This is a genomic window from Asaia sp. As-1742 (genome assembly GCF_011753235.1).
Taxonomy (GTDB): Bacteria; Pseudomonadota; Alphaproteobacteria; order Acetobacterales; family Acetobacteraceae; genus Asaia; species Asaia bogorensis_B.
This window is the reverse complement of the sequence record NZ_VWWA01000058.1, coordinates 1-519: the sequence shown is the minus strand read 5'-3', so window position 1 is coordinate 519 and position 519 is coordinate 1. Positions and strand designations below refer to the sequence as shown.

The 519-nt window shown below is 56.5% G+C and carries 1 protein-coding gene and 1 pseudogene; one reads left to right on the top strand and one right to left on the bottom strand.

The features are described from left to right. Window positions 1-110: pseudogene (locus tag F3J08_RS16870) on the top strand (IS5/IS1182 family transposase); the annotation flags it as partial. 166 nt (window positions 111-276) lie between these two features. Here F3J08_RS16870 and F3J08_RS17445 read toward each other — a convergent pair. Beyond that, window positions 277-408 (bottom strand): hypothetical protein, encoded by a 132-nt coding sequence (locus F3J08_RS17445; protein ID WP_255493499.1) that lies wholly within the window; start codon window positions 406-408, stop codon window positions 277-279. Window positions 409-519 lie beyond the last annotated feature (111 nt).

The following is a 519-nucleotide window of genomic DNA, read 5'->3' as shown; positions in this document are numbered from 1 at the left end:
CCCGCTGGCGACGTCTCGTGCGTGACTATGAGCGTCGTATCGACATCTCACAGGCCATGATCCTCGTCGCCATGGGCGCCAATCTCACCCGTAGAAATGCCCATCCGTGAGTTTCCAAACAGGCTCTAAGAGCTAACTGAATGCGGTCGATTTCGCATTGGACAAAGCTCATTTTATGTTCCCCCAATCAATGTTGACGGTGATTACCCCGCATCACGAACCAGACGGCGAGTGATAGCGGGAGGACAATCACGCTGATGCCGGTGAGGGCGTCAGTCATGAAGCCTGAATAGCCGCATCCGTGTCCTGCGCCTGCTTCAGCGCGGCGGCGATCTGCTCAGCCGTCGGTCCGGTGCCCGATTTGCTGGCAGCGATAGTGTCCTCGATCACCTGAAAGGGTGCTGTCACGTTAACTTTGGCGTGTTAGGCGCGGGTGATGAGAGCGTTATGCGTGAGCTACAAACGACACCGTTTTCCGAGTGAGCTGATCGCTCATGCGGTGTGGCTGTATTTCCGCTT